The 18,398-nt window shown below is 56.5% G+C and carries 13 protein-coding genes; 9 read left to right on the forward strand and 4 right to left on the reverse strand.

Annotated elements, in window-relative coordinates; all coding sequences use genetic code 11:
• The first annotated feature begins 594 nt into the window (after positions 1-594).
• Positions 595-2,370, forward strand: a complete 1,776-nt coding sequence (locus Q4D85_RS06790; protein WP_303199165.1) for an Ig-like domain-containing protein — start codon at positions 595-597, stop codon at positions 2,368-2,370.
• 111 nt (positions 2,371-2,481) lie between these two features.
• Here Q4D85_RS06790 and glgB read toward each other — a convergent pair whose 3' ends face one another.
• A complete protein-coding gene (gene glgB, locus Q4D85_RS06795; RefSeq protein ID WP_303199166.1) occupies positions 2,482-4,686 on the reverse strand; it encodes a 1,4-alpha-glucan branching protein GlgB in 2,205 nt (734 codons plus the stop codon).
• 223 nt (positions 4,687-4,909) lie between these two features.
• Positions 4,910-6,943: an alpha-1,4-glucan--maltose-1-phosphate maltosyltransferase gene (locus tag Q4D85_RS06800; RefSeq protein WP_303199167.1), complete on the reverse strand. Its 2,034-nt coding sequence runs from the start codon at positions 6,941-6,943 to the stop codon at positions 4,910-4,912.
• A 305-nt stretch (positions 6,944-7,248) separates the two neighbouring features.
• Here Q4D85_RS06800 and Q4D85_RS06805 point away from each other — a divergent pair, with 305 nt between their 5' ends.
• The 6 genes from Q4D85_RS06805 to Q4D85_RS06830 all read left to right on the forward strand — a co-directional run bounded on the left by Q4D85_RS06805 (position 7,249) and on the right by Q4D85_RS06830 (position 13,675).
• A complete protein-coding gene (locus Q4D85_RS06805; RefSeq protein ID WP_303199169.1) occupies positions 7,249-8,115 on the forward strand; it encodes an ABC transporter ATP-binding protein in 867 nt (288 codons plus the stop codon).
• A 190-nt stretch (positions 8,116-8,305) separates the two neighbouring features.
• Positions 8,306-9,142, forward strand: a complete 837-nt coding sequence (locus Q4D85_RS06810) for an NUDIX hydrolase (RefSeq protein ID WP_303199170.1) — start codon at positions 8,306-8,308, stop codon at positions 9,140-9,142.
• Positions 9,143-9,270: 128 nt separating this feature from the next.
• Complete coding sequence (locus tag Q4D85_RS06815; RefSeq protein WP_303199172.1) at positions 9,271-10,461, forward strand: SAM-dependent methyltransferase; 1,191 nt, start codon at positions 9,271-9,273, stop codon at positions 10,459-10,461.
• A 242-nt stretch (positions 10,462-10,703) separates the two neighbouring features.
• Positions 10,704-11,498 carry an electron transfer flavoprotein subunit beta/FixA family protein gene (locus tag Q4D85_RS06820; RefSeq protein ID WP_303199175.1) on the forward strand — a complete coding sequence of 265 codons (795 nt, stop codon included), beginning with the start codon at positions 10,704-10,706 and terminating at the stop codon, positions 11,496-11,498.
• Between the two features lie 38 nt (positions 11,499-11,536).
• Positions 11,537-12,496 (forward strand): electron transfer flavoprotein subunit alpha/FixB family protein, encoded by a 960-nt coding sequence (locus tag Q4D85_RS06825; protein ID WP_303199177.1) that lies wholly within the window; start codon positions 11,537-11,539, stop codon positions 12,494-12,496.
• Positions 12,497-12,538: 42 nt separating this feature from the next.
• The gene (locus Q4D85_RS06830; protein WP_303199230.1) at positions 12,539-13,675 is read left to right on the forward strand and encodes a cysteine desulfurase family protein; all 1,137 of its coding nucleotides are present in this window, start codon (positions 12,539-12,541) and stop codon (positions 13,673-13,675) included.
• 80 nt (positions 13,676-13,755) lie between these two features.
• Here Q4D85_RS06830 and Q4D85_RS06835 read toward each other — a convergent pair whose 3' ends face one another.
• On the reverse strand, positions 13,756-15,111 hold the full coding sequence (locus Q4D85_RS06835) for an alpha/beta hydrolase family protein (RefSeq protein WP_303199178.1): 1,356 nt from the start codon (positions 15,109-15,111) through the stop codon (positions 13,756-13,758).
• Between the two features lie 134 nt (positions 15,112-15,245).
• Positions 15,246-16,127, reverse strand: coding sequence for a spermidine synthase (locus tag Q4D85_RS06840; RefSeq protein WP_303199179.1), 882 nt, complete (start codon positions 16,125-16,127; stop codon positions 15,246-15,248).
• Between the two features lie 125 nt (positions 16,128-16,252).
• On the opposite strand from Q4D85_RS06840, the gene mnmA reads away from it, so the two are divergent.
• On the forward strand, positions 16,253-17,383 hold the full coding sequence (gene mnmA, locus Q4D85_RS06845; protein WP_303199180.1) for a tRNA 2-thiouridine(34) synthase MnmA: 1,131 nt from the start codon (positions 16,253-16,255) through the stop codon (positions 17,381-17,383).
• A 2-nt stretch (positions 17,384-17,385) separates the two neighbouring features.
• Complete coding sequence (locus tag Q4D85_RS06850; protein WP_303199181.1) at positions 17,386-18,393, forward strand: hypothetical protein; 1,008 nt, start codon at positions 17,386-17,388, stop codon at positions 18,391-18,393.
• The last annotated feature ends 5 nt before the right edge of the window (positions 18,394-18,398 follow it).

The following is an 18,398-nucleotide window of genomic DNA, read 5'->3' on the forward strand; positions in this document are numbered from 1 at the left end:
TGCTTTTAAAATATTTAGCAGATCGATTAAAATGAATCGTGAATTAAATATAGACGGCAATAGATGTTAAAAGTGTAAATATGACCTAATTTATAGCTTTTCTTTAAATGAGGACATTTTCCGGCTATAACTTGGCTGAATGCTTAGGTTTCTTTCAGCCGCTAGTTTTCATTATTTGGCAATCGGGAATATTGCCGTTAAACATTTCTCCAGTTCATGGTAGCTTTACGGCTGTTTAATGGTGGGGTACGTTCGGAAATCGGGAAGTGTGGATGGTTAAATGTGGATCCGCTAAGTGAAATTCCCTAATTAATTTTAGTAAAAATTAAGTCAGCACATTATTTTCCCCCGAAGTGAGGTGGCCGCCGGATCGCTGCATTTATGCTATCTGTGCAGGTTGTTTGCATTATTGCTGGTTGAAGTTTTATGAATGCCAGGGGGTAAAATTTTAATATAATTTAAAGGTTTTGCTCGTGTTTTTAGCTGATGGACAGAACTCTAGGATGAGAACTGAAATATGCCGGTTTTGTATCTAAATAGGCATTAATTTCTTTTTAAATCAATGAGGAAATCAGTTAAGGAGGGAGTCCGGGCATGTTCCAACGGGCATCCTTAGGAAAAGCGATGGTGGTTCTGCTGTCCGCAATCGCTGTTATTTTTGCGGGTTTTACGGTTCCCCGCGCCACCGCACAGGATAATTTCGCCAATATCGTCGTCGATAAGGTGACTGTGGAGAAATCACAGCAACAAGGGAACGAAGTGCCCGAAATCCGTCGGTGGGAGTTCGCTAAGTTCAATATCGAATGGAGCGCTCCGACCGGTGTTAAAGAGAAGCAAAAATTCACCGTCAGCTATCCTGCTGGATTCCACGTCTATTTGGCTGAAAGCTTCCCACTAGTTGATAAAGACAATGTCCGCGGCGGCACCTGCGACGTCAATGCCGATGCTGGGCAGATCACCTGTACGTTCGACAAGGCATTTGTCGATCGGGAAAACGTTAAAGGGACGCTGACCACCGAGGTGCAAGCCCGCGAGGTTAAAAACACCGATCACGTAGAAGCTACTTTGAATGCTGGTACCAAGATCAAGATCGATCTTCCGGGTACAAAGGGAATCATCGAGCCGAATCTACGCATGCGGCGTGAGTTCTACAAGCAGGGTTGGTACGAGGATGATTTCACCAAAGCCCGGTGGACCATTAACTTCCCTGGAGAAATCGCACCAGATAACAACATCGATTTCCATGACACCCTGGGGGGTGCAGTTCAGCACTCCTTCTTCGACCCGACCGTGAAGGGTTCGGACCAGTCACTGCGGGTATTGGAATACACCTGCCAAGCTGACAGCGACGACAAAATCTGCGTGATTCAAGAGGAAGACACCCCTGGTGCGCAGATCACCGACATCACCGACCGGGTACGTAACCCACGGATCGAAGCTGATGGCTCCTTAAAGTTCGAGATTGAAAAGCCAGCAGGTGGTTGGAAAGCCGATCACTACTACCGGATCATGTACTATTCCCAAACCGCAACGGGACAGCCTGCTCCGATCGGCAGTGATGACACCAATATCACGACAAACTCCGTTTCTTCGTATGTGTTTGGTAAGAACGCTGATCAGCATATTTACCGCACCCAGCGTTCCTCCGGCACCATCAGTGGCGTCATCGTGCACAAGGGCAGCTTCCAGCTGACCAAGAAGGCAGCACCGGGGTTGACCGTTCCAGCTGGCACCATGTTTGAGGTTAAGGCGACTTATTCCAATCCTGCTCGTAAGATCAATGAGTCCGAGGTTGTCAAAGTCGCAGTTGATGGCACGGTCTCTGGCTCGAAGGAACTTCCAGCCGGTACCATCGTCACCCTAGAGGAAATCAACCTCGACAAGATTCCAGGTGTTAGCTTCGCTGATCCAGTGTTCGCGTCGACGAACCCAGCTGACAACGTTGAGATTCTGGATAACGGCAAGAAGGCACGGTTTGCAATCAAAGGTGAAACCAACGTAGCTATCAACTTGGTGAACTCCCCGGCGATCACTCAAACCCCAAGCACGTCGCCTTCGACGACTCCGTCGACCACGCCACCAGCGCCAACCATCCCACCGGTACCGACTGTTCCACCAGTACCTTCCGAATCGACCACGCCGTCGACTCCAGAATCGACGACTCCGTCGACCACCCCGAACCAGCCGCCAGCGGCTGAAGGTTCGTCCAACCGGAACCTGTGGTGGATCGCGCTTGTGGTCCCGATCGTTGCTGGTCTGGTCTACGTTATCTACAACGTGATCAAGAGGACGATCCCTGGTGCCCCAGCTGCTCCTCTGGGTCAGGAACCAGTTGCTCCGGCAAACCCGAAGGCAATTCCTAAGAAGTAAAGCCTTGGTAGAGCGGCGGTGATGCTATTAGTAGCCACCGCCGCTTTTGGCGTCGACAAGCAAAAAATAACCGGCAACCGCTTGCCACGGTTGCCGGTTTCGTCAGCTAGTTTAGCCTTCCCAGCGGTAGAACTGGGCGCTCATAGCCGGGATGTGTAGGGTGATGGAATGCTGGTATCCATCCCAACCAGTATCCCACGCGGCGACTTCTTGTTCTAACAGGTTATTGGCACCTTCGTAGACGCCGGCGTCGGTGTTGAGAATGCACTTCCACATGCCAGACTCTGGAACGCCGAACTTGTAGTTCGGGTGGCTTGATCCACCGAAGTTAAATACACACAGGATCTTGGAATCGTCGGAACCGTAGCGGACGAAAGACAAGACGTTGTTTTCCGCATCGTCGGACTTGGTCCAGCTGAAACCCTCTGGGTTATTGTCGATGGTGTAGAGCGCAGGTGACTGGGCGTACAGCGCATTGAGGTCCTTGACCAGTTGCGAGATACCGACGTGGTATTCACCTTCCCAGCCGACCATATCGTCCCAGTCGATGCTGCGGGCCTCGCTCCATTCCATGATCTGGCCGAACTCCTGACCTTGGAATAGCAACTTCTTGCCGGGGTGGGCGTACATGTAGGCGTAGAGGGCACGCAGGCCCGCGGCCTTGTTCCACACATCGCCAGGCATCCGATCCCACAAGGAACCCTTACCGTGAACCACTTCGTCGTGGCTAAACGGCAAGCAGTAGTTCTCGGAATAGGCGTACACCATCGAGAACGTGATGTCGTTGTGGTGGTAGCACCGGTGAATCGGGTCTTTGGAGAAGTACACCAGGGTGTCGTTCATCCACCCCATATTCCATTTCAGATTGAATCCCAAGCCATTGAAATCGGTGGGGCTGGTAACACCCGGCCAAGAGGTCGATTCCTCGGCGATGGTGAGCACACCCTGGTGCAGTTTGTGTACCGTGGCGTTCATCTCCTGGAGGAACTGCACAGCCTCCAGGTTTTCCCGGCCGCCGTATTGGTTTGGCAGCCATTCGCCTTCCTTGCGGGAATAGTCCAGATACAGCATGGACGCTACTGCGTCGACGCGAAGGCCGTCGATGTGGAACTCCTCCAGCCAATACAACGCGTTTGCCACGAGGAAATTGCGTACTTCGTTGCGACCGAAGTCAAAGACGTAGGTACCCCAGTCCATCTGCTCGCCGCGACGCCAATCCGGGTGTTCGTACACGGCTTGGCCGTCGAAGCGGCCAAGGGCGAAGTCGTCCTTGGGGAAGTGGGCGGGAACCCAGTCCATGATGACGCCGATGCCTTCGGCGTGGAAGGCGTCGATAAGCTGGCGCAGTTCGTCGGGGCTGCCCCACCTTGCAGTGGGGGCGTAGTAGCCCGATACTTGGTAACCCCACGATCCACCGAAGGGGTGCTCGGCAATCGGCATGAACTCCACGTGGGTGTAGCCCATGTCCTTGACGTATGCGACCAATTCGGTCGCGAGTTCTTTGTAACCTAGCCCTTGACGCCAGGAACCCAAATGCACTTCGTAGATGCTGATCGGCTTGCTTAGATGATCGGTTTCGGCGCGAGTTGCCAACCACTGGTTGTCGTTCCATTCGTAGGTGGAGGTGGTGACGATGGAGCCGGTTCGTGGTGGCTCTTCGGTGCGGCGGGCCATCGGGTCGGCCTTGTCTAAGCGCCAGCCTTCTTGGGTGTGGATGGCGAATTTATAAACGTCACCATCGCCAACACCCGGGATGAAGATTTCCCAGACCCCGGATTCGCCGAGGCTGCGCATCGGGTATTGGTTGGGGTTCCAGCCGCAGAAGTCGCCGATAACGGCAACACCCGCCGCGTTAGGTGCCCAGACGGCGAAACTTGTTCCGGAAACCGGGCCGAAGTTTTCGGTTTCGATCTCGCGAACGTGTGCGCCAAGCACTTCCCACAGTCGTTCGTGGCGACCTTCCCGGATCAGGTGAATATCAAGTTCACCGAGCGTAGGTAGGAAGAAATAAGGATCGAAGGTGTCAGTAACTGCATCGTTGTCCCAGGTGATGCGGAGACCGTAGCCGCCGCCCGAGCCGCCTTTTTTGATGTACAACCCAAAAATATCATCGCCCAACGGCTCCATCTCCCGGGTTTTACCGCATTTGGCCACCAATTCGACTTTCTTGGCACCGATCTGGCGGGTGCGAACTATCGCGTCGCCGTTGTCGAGCGGGTGCCATCCGTAGACGGAATGGGGGTCGTGGTGGCGGCATTGGGTGAGCAGCGTGCGGTCGTGATTGTCGATGTGCAGTGTTTCTGATGAGCTGGACATATCTGTAGTTTCCTTACACTTTTAGTCGGTAACCATCCGGCGACGTTTGTGGTGCGAAATACACCGACATTTCTCACATTTCACGCTACCGGAGGGGGAGGGGCTGAACGAATACATATATGTCGACCTTAGGGCGTTTGTGCTTGTCGACGCCCCACGGTGTGACATATAAGACGTTTGTGTTGGTTTTCGGCGGTGCTGTGTTATGGAGCAACCACAGACCCTAGGCTCGGTAATCGCGTGCGTCCCGCTCTCGGATCTTTGCCAACGCCTCACCAGCGACCCGCGGCAGCGTCAGAATATGCGCGACATCCCGATTGGGATCAAGCCGAACGAAAGTCTTCTCCGACCAATTGAAATCTTGATCGGTGATGAGGTCATGGGCAATAAACTGCGCGCCGTAATCCTGCCCAACTGCCGCCATGTTCAATTCGACGGTGGTTTCCTGGGCGTGGTTTGGATCAAGGTTGATAACCACCAGAACCGCGTCACCGGTGACCGGATCAACCTTGGAATAGGCCAAGATCTGATCGTTTGCGGTGTGATGGAATTGGATTTGCCGCAATTGCTGCAGCGCAGGTTGCTTGCGGCGAATCGAATTGAGCAATGTGATATACGGTTCCAGCGAATCGCCGCTTTCGACTGCAGCTGCGAAATCCCGGGGCCGCAGTTCGTATTTCTCGGAATCGAGGTATTCTTCGCTGCCGGGCGCCACAGCTTGGTGTTCGTACAGTTCGTAGCCGGAATACACTCCCCAAACCGGCGACAGGGTGGCGGCTAGCGCGGCGCGGATGGCAAACATCGCACGGCCGCCGTATTGAAGCGATTCGTGCAAGATGTCCGGGGTGTTGACAAAGAGGTTTGGTCGGCAGACGTCCGCCATGGCTGCGAGCTCTAAGGCGAATTCCCGCAGCTCGTCCTTGGAGGTTTTCCAGGTGAAGTACGTGTACGACTGGGAGAATCCAACTTTCGCCAGGCCGTATAGGCGGGCAGGCCGGGTGAAGGCTTCGGCGAGGAATATAACTTCCGGATGGGTCTGGTGGACTTTGGTAATCAGCCAGTTCCAGAAGTTGGTGGGTTTGGTGTGCGGGTTGTCCACCCGGAATGTGGTGACTCCAAGCTCCACCCAGAACATGACCACGCGGTAAATCTCGGCGTAGATGGTTTGCGGGTCGTTGTCGAAGTTAAGCGGGTAGATGTCCTGGTATTTCTTCGGCGGATTTTCCGCATAGGCGATGGTGCCGTCGGCAAGCACCGTGAAAAACTCGGTGTGCTCTTCAGCCCACGGGTGATCCGGTGCGGCTTGGAGTGCCAGGTCAAGCGCGATTTCGAGGTTGAGCTCTTTGGCGTGGGCGAGAAGTTTGACAAAATCGTCAATCGTGCCGAGATCGGGGTGAACTGCGTCGTGCCCACCAGCGCGTGATCCGATTGCCCAGGGGGATCCGACATCTTCAGGTTCCGGGGTGAGGGTGTTATTGCGGCCCTTGCGGTTTATTTCACCGATGGGGTGGATCGGTGGGAAGTACACGGTGTCGAATCCCATGCGGGCTACCCGGTCGAGGGCTGCGGCGGTGGTAGCGAAGGTGCCGTGGGCGGGAAGCCCCCGGTCGTCCCAGCCGCCGGTAGAGCGGGGGAAGAGTTCGTACCAGGAATTGACCAGTGCTTCTCGACGCTCCACGCTGACGGTGTGCTCAAGCCCGTTGGTCAGCAATTCCCGCAACGGGTGCTCGGAAAGGATCTCCAGCACCTCAACCGATAAGCCGGGGGCGACGCGGGTTCTCAGCGGGGCGTCGCTGCGTAGTTCCTCTGCCACGGCAAGAAGCGCTTGTTGCTGGATCTCCTCGGTAACTTGCGCGGCGGCCTTTTCAAAAAGAACGGCGCCGTGTTCAAGATCGTTCGCTAATTCTTCGGCGGACTGGCCCGCTTCAATTTTCTTGGTGACTGCGTTTCGCCAGGTCTGCATGGGATCACTCCACGCGTCAACATGGAATGTCCAGGTGCCGGGCACGTCTGGGACAAAGAAAGCGTGCACGAGATCCTGGTTGTCAGAGTCTTGGTGCATGGTGATTCTGAGCGGATAGGCCGAAATCTGGGAGTTTTTAGGCCCGTTGATGGTCAAGGTTGCGGCGATGGCGTCGTGGCCTTCTCGCCATACTTGTGCGCTGATGGGGATGAGTTCGCCAACGACTGCTTTCGATGGGTACAGGCGGCCGGAGATTTGGGGGCGAACATCTTCGATGGCGAGTCTTCCAGTCACTGCTGTTTCTCTTTCTATCCGGGGTAGACGCGGTTGCCGTAACTCCACCTCGGGCCGACATCTGCGTCTTAACGTGTCCTCTATGGTTCCAGTATGCTCTTGTGCCTGGATTACTGCACCAATTTCGGTTTTATTCGTGGCAGGGGGCTGGCAGATAGCGGCAAACTAAGTCACGGTTGCCGACAAGTTGCGGCGGGATGAGTAAGACCCGTATTCGGCGCGGGGGTGGGCTGTTAACGTGCTACTTTGCTCTTGGGGTGATTTACCTGTGTCCGATTAACCGCAGCAGGTAAATTTGGGTAATTATGGTACCTATGAGTAGTGCGATGCTTCCCCCCGTTTTTGGTGATAACCAGCGTGATCCCGATACCCTCATCGACTTTGAAGACGTCACCTTCATCCGTGACGGGCGCACCTTGTTGGCGCCGGTGACATGGAAGGTGGAATTGGACGAACGGTGGGTGATTATCGGGCCAAACGGCGCGGGTAAAACAACACTGATTCGCCTAGCAGGCGCGGAGGAATTCCCCTCCGGTGGCAAAGCGTGGATCATGGGGGAGCGGGTCGGTAAGACAGATATGCGGGATCTACGGTCGATGATCGGGGTGTCCTCATCAGCACTAGGAAATCGCATACCCGACGGGGAAAAGATCGAAGACCTGGTCGTGTCGGCTGGCTATGCCATTTTGGGACGGTGGCGGGAAGAATACGAATCCTTAGACCTCGACCGGGCGAACGACATCTTGGAACAAGTTGGAGCGATGCACTTGGCGGATCGCACCTGGGGCACGCTCAGTGAAGGTGAACGCAAGCGCGTCCTGGTGGCACGGGCGTTGATGGCCAATCCAGAGTTATTGCTTCTCGACGAGCCCAGCGCGGGCATGGACCTAGGCGGTCGCGAAGATCTGGTCGGTTACTTGGGCCAATTAGCTCTCGACCCGGATGCCCCGGCAATCGTGATGATCACCCATCACGTCGAAGAAATCCCGTACGGTTTTACCCACGCGATGCTGCTCGACGAAGGCGAAGTGATCGCACAGGGGCTTATCGACGACGTCTTAACCTCCGACAACCTCACCCGCACCTTCCACCAGGCAATTCAGGTGGATAAAATCGACGGCCGGTTCTTCGCCCGCAGACTCCGCAGCGGTGGGGTCCACCGTAAGAAGTAACAACACCCGGCGCTAACGGATACCTGGCGGCGTCGAAAAGCAACCTGAGAATCTCCGGCGGGTGGTTGCACAACCCACATCTTTGCCTTGGGTATGCTGTGATGAAGACACTGACCACACTGCGGCTGACACACGTCCGTTGCACTCGGTTATACGCAAACATCAGGCAACAGGAGGTGACGAAACCACCGTGGCGGTGAAAGTGGAAGGTTATGGCGGCGCAAAGCTAGCGGTCACGGTGGTTCTCGTGCGCGACGGCGCAACCGGCATCGAAGTATATGTGCAAGAGCGCGTTTCCTCCATGCCCACATTTCCCAACGCCACCGTATTCCCCGGCGGCGGGGTAGACCCCCGCGACTTCGAGCTCGACGTGAGCGTACCCACCGATGCCATCGGTGCGGACTCAAGCCCCCGAATCCCCGATGCCACCTGGCACGGCCCAGACCTCGACGAATGGGCACGTCGCCTGCGCACAAACCGATCAAAAGCTAGGGCACTCGTCATGGCTGCCTGTCGGGAACTATTTGAAGAATCCGGCACCTTGCTTGCCTCCTACGAAGACGGCCGACTCATCACCGACGCCACCCCGTTCCACCCCCAACGGCTGGCCTTAGAATCCCACCGATTGTCGTTTTCCCAAGTACTAGAACGCAATGAACTAATGGTACGCACCGACTTACTGCGGCCCTGCTCGCGGTGGGTAAGCCCACAGACCGACACACACCAATTCGACATGTTCTCCTTCGTTGCGGTTCCGCCCTTCGGACAAGAACCCGACGGGCAAACCCGCGAAGCTGCCTCCACCGGCTGGTTTTCGCCATCGTTGATCCTTGATGGTTGGCGCGCCGGGTTGCTGCAGTTGGTCATCCCTACCTGGGCGCACATGCTGCTGCTGAGTGAGCACGATTCGGTGTCGTCGCTGATGAAAACCATCGAAAATCCCACGATGGAGCCGATTATTGGTGACCCGGTTGATGATCCCCGGTATGCTGAATTTTTCAGCTTCACCCCACCCAGACGCTTTTGATAATGCGGCGGCAACGCAGCACTATCATGTAAAAGTGGCCGCTTAGGCAGGTTTACATACAAACCGTAAGTTGTGCACCACGGCAAGTTCTAATCGATCACTGTGTAGAGAAAGCGGTAGCCGACACCATGAGTTTCACTCCCACCGAAGTGGACTATTTGCGCGCCCACGCCACTGAAATCGCAGCCACACTTTCCCAACGACGGTTATCGAAAGAAATCGCCGTGGCCGACGCCGATTTCTTCCGGAACCAGCACGGGGATTATGGGCGTGCTGTGCTGGAATTGGCAACCGCGCGCAGCAAAAGTGCAGGAAAACTTCCGGCCGATTGGTTGATGTGCAACGAATCCGCCCAGCAAGCAACCCCGTTACTCGTGGCGGATATACGCGCCGACCGCATCCATGCGGTTATGCCGGACGCGCTTGTCCACGACGTCACCTGTTCCATCGGTACCGAAGGCGCGGCTATCCGTTCCTACGGCATGGACTACCTTGGCAGCGACATTGATCTTTCCCGGTTGAAAATGGCGAAATACAACCTGGAGCTTTTAGATAATCGGGCCACGATTAATCAGCTTGGTTGGTGTGGGATCGTCGCATCTGACGCGCTTAACCCCGGTGTGGCGGACGCCGCGGGGGTGGTTATCGCGGACCCGGCGCGGCGGTCGGGTGGTCGGAGAATAGTCAAACCGGAAGATCTGATTCCGCCGTTGCCGACGCTTATTTCCGCCTATCCGTATCCGGAACTTGCCATCAAGTGTGCGCCTGGTCTGGATTTCAGTTCCTGGGACGGTCTGGTCAGCGTGGTTAGTCTCAATGGCGGTGTGAAAGAAGCATGCCTGTACACTCCGGGTCTTTCCCTTGGGGTGCGCCGTGAAGCCGTGATTATTCGCGGTGCCCGTGCGGAATGCGACATTATCGACGACACTCACCCTGATGAGGTGGTGGTTTCTGCGCCCGGAAAATTCATCATTGACCCCGATGGTGCGATTGTGCGGGCGGGCTTGGTGCGCCACTATGCCAACCGGGAAGGGCTTTGGATGCTTGATGAGCGCATCGCCTATCTCACCGGTGACGTCATTCCTGCCGGTACCAGCGGTTTTGAGTACATGGAGACGGTGTCTCTGAAGAAACTGAAGTCGGTTTTGCACTCCTATGATTGCGGGTCGGTGGAGATTTTGGTGCGCGGACTTGATATTGATCCGGACGCATTGCGCAAGAAGCTTAAATTAACGGGCAGCGCGAAACTGGCTGTTGTTCTCACCCGAATTGGGAGCGCGGGTGTGGCGTTGGTGTGCAAGGCCAGGCAGTGGGCCTGACCGTAGGTTTTTCGCTACACCGACTATCGGGTGTGGTGGTTCGCCGGGATTTTATTAGGCTACACTGTCGATTGGTAGTTTTCGCCGTGCCGCTGTCACACCGTATTGCTGGTGAATAAAACGGGAAACAATCTGTCGGTATATCCGTTACATTACTGAAGCGCGACAAGTAAACGTGCTGGTATGGCCTCGGTGATTAGCCAACGGCGATGAGAAAAATTATGAAAGGTGAGTGACTGCCCATGCCCGCGATTGTGGTGTTGGTGAAAAATGTGCCAGATACCTGGTCGGTTCGAACGCTAGATTCGGACTTCACCCTGAACCGGGAGGGGGTGGACAACGTACTGGATGAAATTAACGAATTTGCTGTTGAACAGGCCCTTCGGCTGCGTGATGATAACGCTGATGCTGGCTTTGAGGTGGTTGCGTTGTCGGCTGGCCCGGGTGGTTCAGAAGAAGCACTGCGTAAGGCCTTAGCCATGGGGGCGGATCGGGCCGTGTTATTGGCCGATCCGGCGTTAGCAGGTTCCGATGTCATCGGTACTGCCTGGGCGCTGACCAATGCGATTAACCAGATTCCTGACGTTGCGCTTGTTGTAGCGGGCAATGCTTCCTCGGATGGGGCGATGGGGGCGCTTCCGGGAATCCTCGCGGAATACCGGAACCAGCCTGCATTGACGTCGTGTAAGTCTGTGCAGTTGTCCGGCAATGTTGTCCGGGGAGTCCGGGAAACCCATGATGGTGATTACGATATTGAGGCACCACTGCCTGCTATCGTGACGGTTACCGACAAGGCAGATAAGCCCAGGTTCCCGAATTTCAAGGGCATTATGGCTGCAAAGAAAGCAGAAATTGCGTCGTTGAGTCTCGCCGAGATTGGGGTGGCGGCCGAACAGGTCGGCTTGGGGCACGCGTCTACCGCCGTTACTGCCGCGCAGGCTCGGCCCGCCCGGAGCCAGGGTGATGTAATTCGCGATGATGCAGCGACAGCTGCGCAGAAGATTGTTGACTTCCTAGCAGCAGAGAACCTGCTGTAACCCGATACGATCAGAAACGACTTTGAGGAGAATTATTCATGTCTAATGCTTATGTTCTGGTCGAGTATTCCGGCGATCAGGTGCTGGGTACCACAGCGGATCTCATCGCCGCCGCTAAGGTTTTCGGCGCAGTGACTGCAGTTATCGTCTCGGCTCCTGGCGCCCACACTGGTCTTCACGACCAGTTGCGCGCCATGGGGGCTGATGCGATTGTTGCGGCGGAAGCCGCCGACCTTGATACGCGCATTGTTCTACCGGCGGTTGACGCGTTGAGTATGTTGGCTGCGGGCGCGCCCGCCCCGATCGTGCTGGACGCCGGTGCGCACGGCAATGAAATCGCTGGCCGCTTGGCCGCTAGGCTTGCTTCGGGTGTGTTGTGTGACGTCGTCGGTATTAACGCCGACCGGACTGCCGCAATGAGTATTTTTGGTGATTCGATTGAAGTCACCGCAGCGGTAGGCGGCACCAGCCCGATCTACACCGTTCGCCCCGGTGCGATCACAGCTACTGTAGGTGCCGCTGGTGCGGGCACATTCAGTAGCTTTGCGCTGCCTGCCGCGACGGTTAAAGATGTCACAGTTACCAATTTCGTTCCGGCTGCCAAGGGTGACCGCCCGGAGCTTACTGCCGCCAAGGTTGTCGTGGCTGGCGGTCGGGGCGTGGAATCAGCGGAGAATTTCCACTCCGTCGTGGAGCCGCTTGCCGACGCCTTGGGTGGCGCTGTCGGTGCTACCCGCGACGCGGTCGACCTGGGGTGGTACCCACCGCAATTCCAGGTGGGGCAGACCGGTGTGACCGTTTCCCCGGATGTGTACATCGGCTTGGGTGTCTCCGGGGCGATTCAGCACACCTCGGGCATGCAAACCGCCAATAAGATCATCGTGGTGAATAACGATGAGGATGCGCCGTTCTTCCAGATCGCCGATCTTGGCGTTGTGGGTGATCTGCACGAGATCGTTCCGGAAGTAGTGGCGGAAATAGCCCGGCGACGCGGATAACCGGCGAGCCGGGGCGCGAGGAGAAAACGAGGATTGTTGACAATACCGATGCGATACTTCGATCACGCGGCTACTACCGTCATGCGCGAGTCCGCCCGGGAGGCCTGGTATAAGGCGAGCTACGAATTCAACCCGGCTGGTCAATACCAATTGGCTAGGCGGGCGCGTAGCGTGCTGGAGGACGCTAGGGAACAAGTCGCGGCGCTTATTGGATGCGAACCAATCGAGGTTATTTTTACCGCCTCGGGAACGGAAGCGGACAATATCGCGCTTAAAGGCCTATGGCGGGCTCGAAACTTAATTTCACCTCGGGTGATTAGCACCGAGATTGAGCACTCCGCAGTGTTTGAAACCGCCCGATATTTAGAATCCCTCGGCGCTGAATTGGAGTTATTGCCGGTTGATTCGTCTGGTTTCGTTTACGACCCGGCGGATGTTTTGGACACGCCAGCGGCGGTGGCCACCTGCATGTGGGCCAATAACGAAACCGGTGCTATTCAAGATGTGGCGCAGATAGGTGAAAAGCTGGCCGCTACCGGAACGCCGTTTCATATCGATGCGGTTCAGGTTTTGGGAAAACTCCCCATCAAGTTTGATAGCCTCAATGCCACCACGTTGGCTGGAAGTGGCCATAAATTTGGCGGCCCGCGCGGAGTGGGCATTTTGGTGGCCAGGCGGTCACCCGCCCCGGAGCCGTTGTTTCACGGCGGCGGGCAGGAACGCGGCATTCGTTCCGGAACCGTCGATGTGGCTGGTGCTGCGGGGCTTGCCGCAGCTTTGCAGGAGGCCTGCGATGAGATGGACAGCCATGAGCAGCGGCTCCACAGGCTTAAATGCACGCTTATCGACGCCATCCAGGCGGCGATTCCCGACGCGCGCTTAAACACCCCCGAGCATTCGCTTGCCACCCATATCAATATCAGCATCCCGGGCACGGAAGGCGATAGCCTGATTATGCTCTTGGATTCCCACGGCATTGCGGCTAGCACCGGATCGGCTTGCGCCAACGGGGTTAACCGTGCGTCGCGGGTTCTGCTGGCCCAGGGGCTTTCCGAAAGTCTCGCACGTGGCACTCTTCGGCTGAGCATGGGCTACACCACCACCGATGAGGATGTCGCGTACCTTATTGAACATTTGCCGAAAGTTATCGCGCAGGCGAAAGCTGCGGGAATGGCGTAGCAGCCCCACTAAAAAGCCGCTGTAATCGAAGTTTTCTCCGATTACAGCGGCTCTTGTAGTAGCTTAACCCTTTTTAGGGATTATTCGCCTTCGATGCCGAACCCACGGGCAAAGGTCGGCCAGGAATCCTTCATGTCGTTGACCCAGTAGTACCAGGTGTGGACACCGACGTTGCGGAACTTAAAGTCCGCCGGAATATCCAATCGATTCAATTTCACCCGCAGATCGTGGGTACAAGCATTGGTGCCAGCCTCAATGAGGCCGCCGACCACGGCGATGTCCGAGGACGTGGTGAACGCAGCCAACGATGCTTCTTCCGCCTGGTTCTTAATCAGGCCATTGAGGGTCTCCCGGTCGGAGATCAAACCGGAACCATTCGAAACATAGATCTGGGATCCACGAAGCCCCTCCGCCTGGATCAGCGCGTCGTGTTCAATGGCGCGCTGGCTGCCCTTCGGTCCGAAGACCTGTTGCGGGCTAATCCCGTCCCGGTCAAGCGTGAACTTGGTAAACAACGACGGCAAGGTCTTCGAGGTTGCTGCACAACCCGAGAACGACCCAACAGCGTCGTAGAAACCTGGATTGCGGGCAGCCAACAGCAGCGAGGATGTTGCTGACATCGACAGGCCAGCGATACCGCGCTTGTCGTTGGCTTGGATAAGCTCGTGGCTTTCCAGCGGCTTCGGCAGTTCCTGGGTGAGGAAGGTTTCCCAGCGCTGCGGGCCACGAATGTATTCGGTGCCATCGACATCTTCGGCCCAGTCCACGTAGTACGAGAACGCGCCGCGCATCGGGATGACCACGTTGATGTTCTTATCAAGGTAGAAGTCAATGGTCTCGTTGTAACTCAACCACGTGGTGGACTGTTCGCCACCACCGGCACCATTGAGCAGATACAGGATCGGACGATTCGGGTCTTTAGCCCGTATAACCGCTAACGGAATGCTGCGATTATTCATCGAAGGAGACGTCGCAGAAAACTCCATCACCCGGGGGCGACCCTGGCTATCAGTGGATCGCGAATAGCTCTTGATCTTATCGCGCCACTTTTCGTCGTTGAATTCATGAACGAGCGGCGCAGCAGGATTAGCGGTAAGCACCGACGGCTGGGCGGTGGCTGCTGCTGCGCGCATCCGGTCGGCCAGCGGGGTGCTGTCGACCGTGGCGTCACCGGTAGCGGCCTCAGGATCGGTTGCACCGTCTGGTTGGGTTTTCGGTTTATCTTCCGAGGACAAGCTGCCATCGGAAAGCTCTGACCCACTGTTTGCTTCTTCCTGAGGTGCCGGTTGGGTACCAGCTTCCGATTCCTGCGTCGTATCCTCCACCGGCGTCACCACCGAGGGGGCGGTGGATTCTTGCGCCGAAACCACTGGCACAGTTCCAGCAGCCATCGCAATGCACGCTGTAAGTGCTGTGCCAAGAGCCAGTTTCCGCATGGGATTCCTTTCCGATGAGAAAATTTTTCTAATCAGTCTAAAGACACTACCAAAGTTCTACATAGCCTATCGCCAAACATGGAGGAAAGATTACGCTGCGTTAAAAATAATTCTCGGATTCGCCGCGCGCGCCGTTAATCGTCGACAAGCAAACTGCCGCCCCGCATGAACTCCCGCACCCCGGCCTCATCCTTATAATGAGCAGGCACCCCACCACCAAGCAACTGCCGGGTCATCGCGGCTGCCGTAGCATCACCAGCGATCGGAAACGGAAGATGGGAGCCGAACAAAATAATATTGCCGTAGCGGCGTCCCTTAAACATCGGTGGGTCTGCAATCGCAGCAACATGCGGAAAAACCTCCGCCAACGTCACCAATTCCGACCGCGCCACCGTTAAATCCTTATGGTCGCCGCAATTGGCCGCATACAACCCATCGGGCGCTAACGCCCGAGCGGCCAGCCGTGCGAACTGAACGGTTGTTAGATTATGTGGGGTTGTCGCGCCAGAAAACACATCCCGAATAATCACATCCCTGCTGTTTGGCTGCACCGATTCCACCACCGTGCGGGCATCCCCAACCCGAATCTTCACCCGAGGTGCTGCTGGAATCGGAAACCAACTGCGCACCAACTCCGTCAGTTTTGCGTCTAACTCCACCACCGTATTCCGTGATTTCGGATACCGGTCGGCAAAATGCCAGGCCAATGTGCACGCACCGCCGCCGAGATGGGTAATCCGCAGTCGGTCTGCGTCAAGGTGGGCATCGATAAACGCAGACGTGCCGATCGAAATCCACCGCATGTACTCATATTCCAAACTTGCTGGATCATCCGAAATATGGCTCGACGGCACCCCGTTAACCAAAATTTCCCACGCCCCAGAGCGGTAGGCATCCGGGCGCAGCTCCACCGTACCCGTCGACGTTTCGTAAATCCCGGCGATAGGTTCCACCTTGGACTTGTCCCGCCCGCTTGTCGACGCCGAACGTCGCTGGTTACCACGCTTTCTACCCATGATCGCTTATGGTAACCCGTCAACCGCCACCACGGCTAACCACAAACCTCAATTGCAAAACCCGACACTTATCACAAATAATGAAACAACCATTCCCACATTAATAAAACAGATAAGGAGAACTCATGCGAGTGCTCGCAGCCATGAGCGGCGGCGTAGATTCAGCAGTAGCTGCGGCCCGCGCAGTCCAAGCAGGCCACGACGTTGTCGGCGTACACCTAGCCTTAAGCCAAGACCCCCAAGCCGTCCGCGAATCCTCCAGGGGGTGCTGTTCCCTGGAAGACTCCGCAGACGCGCGCCGAGTATGCGACAAACTAGGCATTCCGTTTTATGTGTGGGATTTCTCGGACCGATTCAAAGCGGATGTGATTGATGATTTCGTCGAATCCTACGAACGCGGCGAAACCCCGAACCCGTGTTTGCGATGCAACGAGAAGATCAAATTCGCGGCACTTTTGGAACGCGGCATCGCCTTAGGCTTCGATGCCGTGGTCACCGGGCACTACGCGCGGTTAACCCAGCCGGTTGACGGTGGGGACGGCTATCTGCGGCGCGGAGTTGATCCGGAAAAGGATCAATCCTACGTGCTGGGCGTACTAGGAAGCCACGAAATTGCGCACTGCATGTTCCCGGTCGGGGATACGCTCAAACCAGATATTCGGAAGGAAGCTGCTGAATTAGGGTTCTCGGTGGCCAGCAAGCCGGATTCCTACGACATCTGTTTTATCCCCGATGGCAATACCCAAGTGTTTCTGGGCAACCGGATCGGCATTCGCCGGGGCGTCATCGTCGATACCGCCGGTAACACCCTAAAAGAACACGATGGTGCCTGGAATTTCACCATCGGTCAACGCAAGGGCCTTGATATTAAGCAGCCTGCTGTGGATGGCAAACCCCGCTACGTCACCGATATTGACGCCGAAACTGGCACCGTGACCGTTGGCTCCCGCGAGGATCTGGCCGTGGGGATCATCCACGCCGACCGGTTGAAATACCTACACCCCAAGATGCGCGGCAGCTTTGCCTGCGAGGTGCAAGTACGCGCCCACGGCTCCGTCGTGCCATGCCAGGCCGACGTGGATACCGAAGCCGACCGCATGACGCTGCGCCTACACAAACCACTCTCCGGGGTGGCGCGTGGCCAAGCCGCCGTTTTATACCTACCCGATGAACACGGCGACATTGTTTTAGGCTCCGGCACCATCTGCGGGACAGTCTCCACCACAGCACTGGACGATGAGCCCGTAGCCGAATAACCATGAGTATTGTCGCATATAACCTCGGGCCAATGCCGGGAAAGACAACCGCCGATCTCATCGCCGCCGCAGATGTCATCGCCGGTGAAACCGGGAACCTGCGCACCTTTCCCCGGCTACCAAACCGGGGACTAGGCGCGGACCTCGTCGGTGCCACCTGCGCACTTGCACCGGATCTACCCGTGGAACCTGGACCGCGCGGCTGGCGGCTGAGCACCCGACCGCAGTTGGTCACCCGTAGGCTATGGGACAACATCCAACGCGACGGCGACATCGTGGAAGAACAATGGGCCAGCTCAACCGCACCGGTGCAACTGGAAGTGCTCGGCCCGTGGGCGTTGGCCACCGCAGTCGAACTGCCCAATGGGCACCGAGCAGTCACAGACACTGGTGCACTACGCGACATCACTGAGGTACTCAGTCACGGAATTACCAAACACGCCGCCCAACTCAACCGCAGGTTCGGCGGCATGGTCGACGTGTTGCTGGTGGAATCGTGCCTTCACGCGCTTGAAACGGGAACGGTACCCGGAACCTCCGACTTCGATACGATCGCCCCAATCCACACCAAAGAGCTTGGGCAACGGCTATTCGAGGTGTGCTCAACACTGAAGAATGAGACGATCCGATCTGTGCGAATTTCCCAAATTGGTGCAACCCCAGTCCTCGATATCGCACAGCTAGCCAGACCCGACGCTATGGTGCTGGGGCTTCAGGCCATTCGTGGTACCGAGACGTTGGATAGCGTCGGGGAATTCCTCACCGCCGGCATTTCACTCAGCCTCGGATGCGTGTCACCCGGCGCCCGCCCGGAATCCGCACGGAAAGTAGCGCAGAAGATTGCCTCGCTTTTCGACGAATTATCCTTCGACCGCACCGCCATCACCGAACAAGCGGAACTCACCACCGCCGCATTTGTAGATTCCTTAGCACTTTTCGACGCCGCCCACACGCTGCAAACCGTGCGGCTAGCGGCCGAAATCCTAGGCCGCGACGCCGGGAACCTTTAACCACC

It is taken from the genome of Corynebacterium sp. (assembly GCF_030532965.1).
Lineage (GTDB): Bacteria > Actinomycetota > Actinomycetes > Mycobacteriales > Mycobacteriaceae > Corynebacterium.

What these genes read in the sequence shown, in the direction of transcription:
- Q4D85_RS06790 (WP_303199165.1), top strand. Translation starts at nt 595, where the DNA reads ATGTTCCAACGGGCATCCTTAGGAAAAGCGATGGTGGTTCTGCTGTCC.
- glgB (WP_303199166.1), bottom strand. Translation starts at nt 4,686, where the DNA reads ATGTCCAGCTCATCAGAAACACTGCACATCGACAATCACGACCGCACG.
- Q4D85_RS06805 (WP_303199169.1), top strand. Translation starts at nt 7,249, where the DNA reads ATGGTACCTATGAGTAGTGCGATGCTTCCCCCCGTTTTTGGTGATAAC.
- Q4D85_RS06815 (WP_303199172.1), top strand. Translation starts at nt 9,271, where the DNA reads ATGAGTTTCACTCCCACCGAAGTGGACTATTTGCGCGCCCACGCCACT.
- Q4D85_RS06820 (WP_303199175.1), top strand. Translation starts at nt 10,704, where the DNA reads ATGCCCGCGATTGTGGTGTTGGTGAAAAATGTGCCAGATACCTGGTCG.
- Q4D85_RS06825 (WP_303199177.1), top strand. Translation starts at nt 11,537, where the DNA reads ATGTCTAATGCTTATGTTCTGGTCGAGTATTCCGGCGATCAGGTGCTG.
- Q4D85_RS06835 (WP_303199178.1), bottom strand. Translation starts at nt 15,111, where the DNA reads ATGCGGAAACTGGCTCTTGGCACAGCACTTACAGCGTGCATTGCGATG.
- Q4D85_RS06840 (WP_303199179.1), bottom strand. Translation starts at nt 16,127, where the DNA reads ATGGGTAGAAAGCGTGGTAACCAGCGACGTTCGGCGTCGACAAGCGGG.
- mnmA (WP_303199180.1), top strand. Translation starts at nt 16,253, where the DNA reads ATGCGAGTGCTCGCAGCCATGAGCGGCGGCGTAGATTCAGCAGTAGCT.
- Q4D85_RS06850 (WP_303199181.1), top strand. Translation starts at nt 17,386, where the DNA reads ATGAGTATTGTCGCATATAACCTCGGGCCAATGCCGGGAAAGACAACC.